Below are 5,869 nucleotides of genomic sequence, written 5' to 3'. Positions count from 1 at the left end.
ACCGCGAACATCGCATAGAACGCCACCCCGGCGGCGATCAGGGCAAAATGCCCCTCGGCCACCCGGTTCCAGACCGCAACGATGAACGACCAAAGCGCACTGATGCTGTTCTTCATGCCGACACCATGGCCCGCCGAACGGGCTGGCGCAACTTGCACCCTGTCCGCCCGCGTGAAATGGTACCGCCAACAGGAGGCACGCCATGACCTATACCGCCCGCGATGACCGTTACGACCGGATGATCTACCGCCGCTGCGGGGCTTCGGGCCTGATGCTGCCCGCGATCTCGCTGGGCCTGTGGCACAACTTCGGCCACGACACGCCGCATGCGACCAAACAGGCAATCTGCCGCGCGGCCTTTGACCATGGCATCACCCATTTCGATCTGGCCAACAACTACGGCCCCCCGGCTGGCACCGCCGAAGAGGCGTTTGGCGATATCCTGAAGACCGATTTCCGCCTGCACCGGGATGAGCTGATCATCTCCTCCAAGGCGGGCTACCACATGTGGAACGGCCCTTACGGCGAATGGGGCAGCCGCAAATACCTTGTTGCCTCCTGCGATCAAAGCCTGAAGCGGATGGGCCTTGATTACGTCGACATCTTCTATTCGCACCGCTTCGATCCCGACACGCCCTTGGCAGAAACCATGGGCGCGCTGGATACCATCGTCCGCTCCGGTCGTGCGCTTTATGCCGGGATTTCCAGCTATAACGCCCAGCGCACCCGCGAGGCGGCGGCGATCCTGAAGGAACTGGGTACCCCCTGCGTGATCCACCAGCCCAGCTACAACATCCTCAACCGCTGGGTCGAAACCGACGGGCTGAAGGACACGCTGCGCGATCTGGGCATTGGGTCCATCGCGTTCATCCCGCTGGCGCAGGGCATCCTGACCAAGAAGTATCTGAACGGCATCCCGCAAGGCAGCCGCGCCACGCAAGGCAAATCACTGGATCTGTCGGTGGTGGAAAAGGCGCTGGGGTCGGTTCGCAAGCTGAACGAAATGGCCGAAGCGCGCGGCCAGACGCTGGCGCAAATGTCGTTGGCCTGGGTGCTGCGCGGCGGCGGCATCACCAGCGCGCTGATCGGCGCGTCAAGTGCGGCACAGGTTGAAGACTGCGCCGGGGCGATTGCCAATCTTGACTTCACCGCCGAAGAACTGGCCCGGATCGACGCGATTTCCGAAGAAAAAGACATCAACCTCTGGGCCAAATCCTCGTCCGACTAGGTCCTGTCGGCAAAAGGGATTCACCTGGCGCGCTGATCGTTGGTCAAGCTGGTATCCGCGATGGGGACCGGCTTGGCACGAGACTTGATGTCGGACACGGAGTGGGCGTTTCATCCGCGCTTCATCCTGGCCGTCCGCGTCCCGAATGGAGGCATGCCAGAGAACCATCGCTTTGTCATGGACAGGACACCTCGGATCGCTCGGATGGCCTCACCGTGGCGCGACCGACCTGCAAGGCGTGGCCGGTCCAATCGGCCCGCATCTCACGGAACTGCCACTCCCTTTTCAAACGGCTGAACGCGAACACCCCCCGGAAACACCCCCAGCGCCCCACCCCTCCCCAAGTCATTCGAATTGACGACATCCGCCGCAGATCCGCCCCCGTTGCACACCATTGCGGCCGCATCCGTCAGCCACGCCGTGATGCGAGGCTGCACAAGCTTCACCTCGGCTCCCGCGTCAATCGCCCCCACCAAAACCGGGGGCCGAGGTTGCTTCCGTCTTCGCCTTGGCATCCGCAGCCCCGCACCCTAGACTCCGCGTATCAACGGGAGAACCAGATGCGCGATTTCCATCAGCCGGCCCGGTCGGCGGTCTATGCTTTGAACGGCGCCTGCGCGACTTCTCATCCTCTCGCCGCACAAGTGGCCATCGAAACGCTCAAATCTGGCGGCAATGCCGCCGATGCTGCGATTGCCGGGGCCCTGGTGCTGGGCATTGCCGAACCGCAGATGACCGGGATCGGTGGCGACTGTTTCGTGCTGCTCAAACCAGCCGGGCAAGAGCAGGTGGTGGCCCTGAACGGCTCGGGCCGGTCGCCCAAGGGCCTTGACGCCGCCGCCATGCGCGCCGCCGGCCTGACCGCAATCCCGGTTCAGGGCATCGAGGCAGTCACCATGCCCGGTGCCATCGACGCCTTCTGCCGCCTGAACGAAGATTATGGCCTCCTGTCCATGGCCGAAATCCTCGCCCCCGCCATCCACTATGCCGACCAGGGCATTCCGGTCGCTCCGCGCGTCGCCTTCGACTGGGCTGAAGACCTGCCCGGCCTGAAAGGCGTGGCCCGCGACCACTACAGCTTCAGCGGCCACGCCCCCACCCCCGGCCAGATCTTCCGCGCGCCGGGTCAGGCCGAAGTGTTCCGCCGCATCGCCCGCGAAGGCCGCGCCGGGTTCTACGACGGCGAGGTGGCCGAAGACATGATCGCCTCGCTCCGTGCCCTCGGTGGCAGCCACACGCAGGACGATCTGACCGCAACCGCCTGCGACTACACCGATCCCGTCAGCGGCCCCTACCGCGACATCGAACTGGTCGAACATCCGCCAAACGGCCAGGGCGCCACCGCCATCCTGATGCTCAATATCCTCAAGCATTTCGATCTGGCCGCCATGCCCCCCTTCGGCAGCCAACGCGCCCATATCGAGGCCGAGGCCGCGAAACTGGCCTATGACGCCCGCAACCGCTTCATCGCCGATCCCGCCCGCACCACCCGGCTGGACCACATGCTGCATCCGCAAACCGCCGCGAAACTGGCCGCCCTGATCGATCCAACCCGCGCCATGCCCGCCGCCGCCCCCCTGACCGAAGCCATCCACAAGGACACCATCTACATCACCGTGGTCGACCGGGACCGGATGGCCGTCTCGCTGATCTATTCGGTGTTCCATGGCTTCGGCTCCGGTTTTGCCTCCACCAGGTTCGGCATCAACTTCCAGAACCGCGGTGCCGGCTTTACCCTCACGCCCGGCCACCCGAACGAGGCCGCCGGCGCCAAGCGCCCGATGCACACCATCATCCCCGGAATGCTGCGGCGCGCTGGCCGCGTGATCATGCCGTTCGGCGTGATGGGCGGGGGTTACCAGCCCTGCGGCCACGCCCGCCTCATCACCAACCTCACCGATTTCGGGCTGGACCCGCAGGCCGCCATCGACGCGCCCCGCTGCTTTTCCGGACCAGACGGGATGGAAGTGGAACGCGGCTACAGCGATACCGTGCGGGCCGAGCTTGCCGCCATGGGCCACGCTGTCAGCATCCCCGAAACCCCGCTTGGTGGCGCGCAAGCCATCCTGATTGGCGACAACGGCGTCCTGATCGGCGCCTCCGACCCCAGAAAGGATGGCTGCGCCCTTGGCTATTGACCCAGACCGCCCGCTCAATCGTCCCGCCATCACCGCCGCGATCCGCGCCCTCGCGCATGGCGAAACCGATACCGTCGCCCTGATGGCCACTGTGGCGTGCGAGATCCACCACGCCCATCCTTTCGCCGACTGGACCGGCTTTTACCGCGTGGTGGCCCCCGACCTGCTGAAGATCGGCCCCTATCAGGGCGGCCATGGCTGCCTCGTCATCCCGTTTTCGCGCGGGGTGTGCGGCGCTGCCGCCCGCACCGGCCAGGTGCAGAACGTCCCCGACGTGGACGCCTTCCCGGACCACATCGCCTGCGCCTCCTCCACCCGGTCCGAACTCGTGCTCCCGGTCTGGAACGGTCAGGGCAAACTCCTCGGCGTCCTTGATCTCGACAGCGACACCCCCGCTGCCTTCACCGCCGAAGATGAGGCTTGGCTGACGCCCCTCCTCGCCGAAGTTTTTGCCAACGCAACCTAGGGATTTCCCCTTCGCAAAATATCCTCCGGGGGGGGCGGGGGTGGAAAACCCCCGCATCCTGAGCCGCAGGCCCCTGGGCCTGAGGCGAGGCAAAGGCGCGCGCGGGCACGCACTTGCGGGGCCGCGCTCAACAAGGTTACCGCGCCTCAGATGCGGCGGCTTGGCACGAACGCATAGCCCGATGGCGACAGGATCACCGCTTCGCGCAACCCATGACCGGTCCCGTCCTTAGGGGCCAACAGCACCACTCCACCCGCCGCTTCGGCCAATCCCGCCGCCACATCCGGGTCCGCCTCATGCAATCGAATTTCGACCCCCGCACCGCGCACGCCCGCTTCGGGCAGCAAGGATGGCAAAGGGTGGCTTGCAAAGGCCCCGTCCGAGTGCAGCTGCATGGGTTGGCCTGCGTGCACCATGATAGCGAAATCCCGGCTGACACGATGCGCGGACATGCCAAACACCTTCACCAGAAACGCCGCCTCCGCCGTCACGTCACGGCAAAGCAGGTTGACCGTGATCATCCGCAAGGAATGCCCGAACTCGGCAGACCGCACTGTTTCGTAATCCATGTTCCAATTCCATCCTCAATCTTTGCCCCCTTAGACTGCAGGTCCGGGGGGTCCGTCAAATGACGTCTCTTGATCTTGCCCATCGCCGGACCGATGGTCTGCCCGAACAGGGAGGCATTCAAATGGCCGATATCACGCTCCTCGACGGCGGCATGGGGCAGGAACTTCTCGCCCGCTCGGGCGACGATCCAACGCCGCTTTGGGCGACCCGGGTGATGCTTGACCACCCCGGCCTCGTGCGCGACATCCACGCCGATTACTTCGCCGCCGGATCGACCATTGCTACCACCAACACCTACGCCATCCACCACGACCGCCTTGCCCGCTTTGGCCTCGATCCAATGTTCCACGCCCTCCATCTGCGCGCCCTGGCCGAGGCGCATGAGGCCCGCGCCGCCCACCCCAATACCCGCATCGCCGGGTCGCTTGGCCCCCTGCAAGCCAGCTACCGCCCCGACCTGACCGAACCCGTATCCGAAGCCGCACCAAAATACGCCGAGATCGCCCGCATCCTTGGCCCGCATGTTGACCTGATCCTGATCGAAACCGCCGCCTCGATCGAAGCCGCCGAAGGTGCGGTGATCGGCGCGCAGGCCGCTGGCAAACCGGTCTGGCTTTCCATCTCGGTTGATGACCGCGACGGCACCAGACTGCGCTCGGGCGAACCCGTTGCCGACATCGCCCGCCTGCTCCATGACCCCATCGCGGCCCTGCTCGCCAACTGCTCGGTACCCGAGGCAATGGCCGATGCGCTGGCGGCCTTGAGACCACTTGGCAAACCCTTTGGTGCCTATGCCAACGGCTTCACCCACATCTCCGGCAATTTCCTGAAAGATGCGCCAACGGTCAAGGAACTGACCCACCGCCACGACCTCACGCCCGAAAAATACACCGATTTCGCCATGGGTTGGGTCGCCCAAGGCGCCACCATCGTCGGCGGCTGTTGCGAGGTTGGCCCCGCCCATATCCGCCACTTGCACGCCCGCCTGATCGCCGCAGGCCACCGAATTGTCTGAACCCTCGCTCATCCCCGATTTCGACTATTTCCCCCCCGATACCCCGCTGCAGTTCCTGCACGAAGACGCGCAGCTTCTGGTCCTCGACAAACCGCCCGGCCTCCTGACCGTTCCAGGCAAGCTTGCAGGCCGGCAGGATTGCCTGATCACCCGCCTGCAAGCCGCCCGTTGGGATGCGCTGGTCGTCCACCGGCTGGATTGCGACACTTCCGGCGTGATCATCTTTGCCCGTACCAAACAGGCGCAAGGCTTTCTCGGGCAGGAATTCGAACACCGCCGCGCGCAAAAGTCCTACATCGCCCGCGTCCATGGCCAGATCGCCGGTGACAGCGGCCATATCGACCTGCCCGTCGGCAGCGATTGGGACTACCGCCCCCGCCAGAAGGTCACCCCCGAAGGTCGCCCCGCCCAGACCGATTGGCAGGTCATCGCCCGCTCTGACAGCGAAACCC

Annotated in this window: 6 protein-coding genes; 5 read left to right on the top strand and 1 reads right to left on the bottom strand. The window is 65.2% G+C overall.

The genetic code is table 11. The annotated features are described in order from the left end of the window. Window positions 1–202 precede the first annotated feature (202 nt). The 3 genes from mgrA to RMO18_RS20430 all read left to right on the top strand — a co-directional run bounded on the left by mgrA (window position 203) and on the right by RMO18_RS20430 (window position 3,832). Window positions 203–1,228 carry an L-glyceraldehyde 3-phosphate reductase gene (gene mgrA / locus RMO18_RS20445; RefSeq protein WP_309668362.1) on the top strand — a complete coding sequence of 342 codons (1,026 nt, stop codon included), beginning with the start codon at window positions 203–205 and terminating at the stop codon, window positions 1,226–1,228. A gap of 560 nt (window positions 1,229–1,788) precedes the next feature. Continuing rightward, window positions 1,789–3,366, top strand: coding sequence for a gamma-glutamyltransferase family protein (locus tag RMO18_RS20435; protein ID WP_309668361.1), 1,578 nt, complete (start codon window positions 1,789–1,791; stop codon window positions 3,364–3,366). Then, window positions 3,356–3,832 carry a GAF domain-containing protein gene (locus RMO18_RS20430; protein ID WP_309668360.1) on the top strand — a complete coding sequence of 159 codons (477 nt, stop codon included), beginning with the start codon at window positions 3,356–3,358 and terminating at the stop codon, window positions 3,830–3,832. Before RMO18_RS20435 ends, RMO18_RS20430 begins: the two co-directional genes overlap by 11 nt. 146 nt (window positions 3,833–3,978) lie before the next feature. Here RMO18_RS20430 and RMO18_RS20425 read toward each other — a convergent pair whose 3' ends face one another. Continuing rightward, window positions 3,979–4,401 carry a glyoxalase gene (locus RMO18_RS20425; protein ID WP_309668359.1) on the bottom strand — a complete coding sequence of 141 codons (423 nt, stop codon included), beginning with the start codon at window positions 4,399–4,401 and terminating at the stop codon, window positions 3,979–3,981. A 122-nt stretch (window positions 4,402–4,523) separates the two neighbouring features. Here RMO18_RS20425 and RMO18_RS20420 point away from each other — a divergent pair, with 122 nt between their 5' ends. After that, window positions 4,524–5,417 carry a homocysteine S-methyltransferase family protein gene (locus RMO18_RS20420; RefSeq protein WP_309668363.1) on the top strand — a complete coding sequence of 298 codons (894 nt, stop codon included), beginning with the start codon at window positions 4,524–4,526 and terminating at the stop codon, window positions 5,415–5,417. After that, a partial coding sequence (locus tag RMO18_RS20415) for a pseudouridine synthase (RefSeq protein WP_309668358.1) occupies window positions 5,410–5,869 on the top strand: 460 nt, incomplete at its 3' end. The genes RMO18_RS20420 and RMO18_RS20415, both read left to right, overlap by 8 nt.

It is taken from the genome of Tabrizicola sp. (assembly GCF_031377265.1).
Lineage (GTDB): Bacteria > Pseudomonadota > Alphaproteobacteria > Rhodobacterales > Rhodobacteraceae > JAUYQR01.
Note: the sequence above shows the minus strand (reverse complement) of the source record. Positions and strands in the feature narration are given on the sequence as shown.

What these genes read in the sequence shown, in the direction of transcription:
- mgrA (WP_309668362.1), top strand. Translation starts at nt 203, where the DNA reads ATGACCTATACCGCCCGCGATGACCGTTACGACCGGATGATCTACCGC.
- RMO18_RS20435 (WP_309668361.1), top strand. Translation starts at nt 1,789, where the DNA reads ATGCGCGATTTCCATCAGCCGGCCCGGTCGGCGGTCTATGCTTTGAAC.
- RMO18_RS20425 (WP_309668359.1), bottom strand. Translation starts at nt 4,401, where the DNA reads ATGGATTACGAAACAGTGCGGTCTGCCGAGTTCGGGCATTCCTTGCGG.
- RMO18_RS20420 (WP_309668363.1), top strand. Translation starts at nt 4,524, where the DNA reads ATGGCCGATATCACGCTCCTCGACGGCGGCATGGGGCAGGAACTTCTC.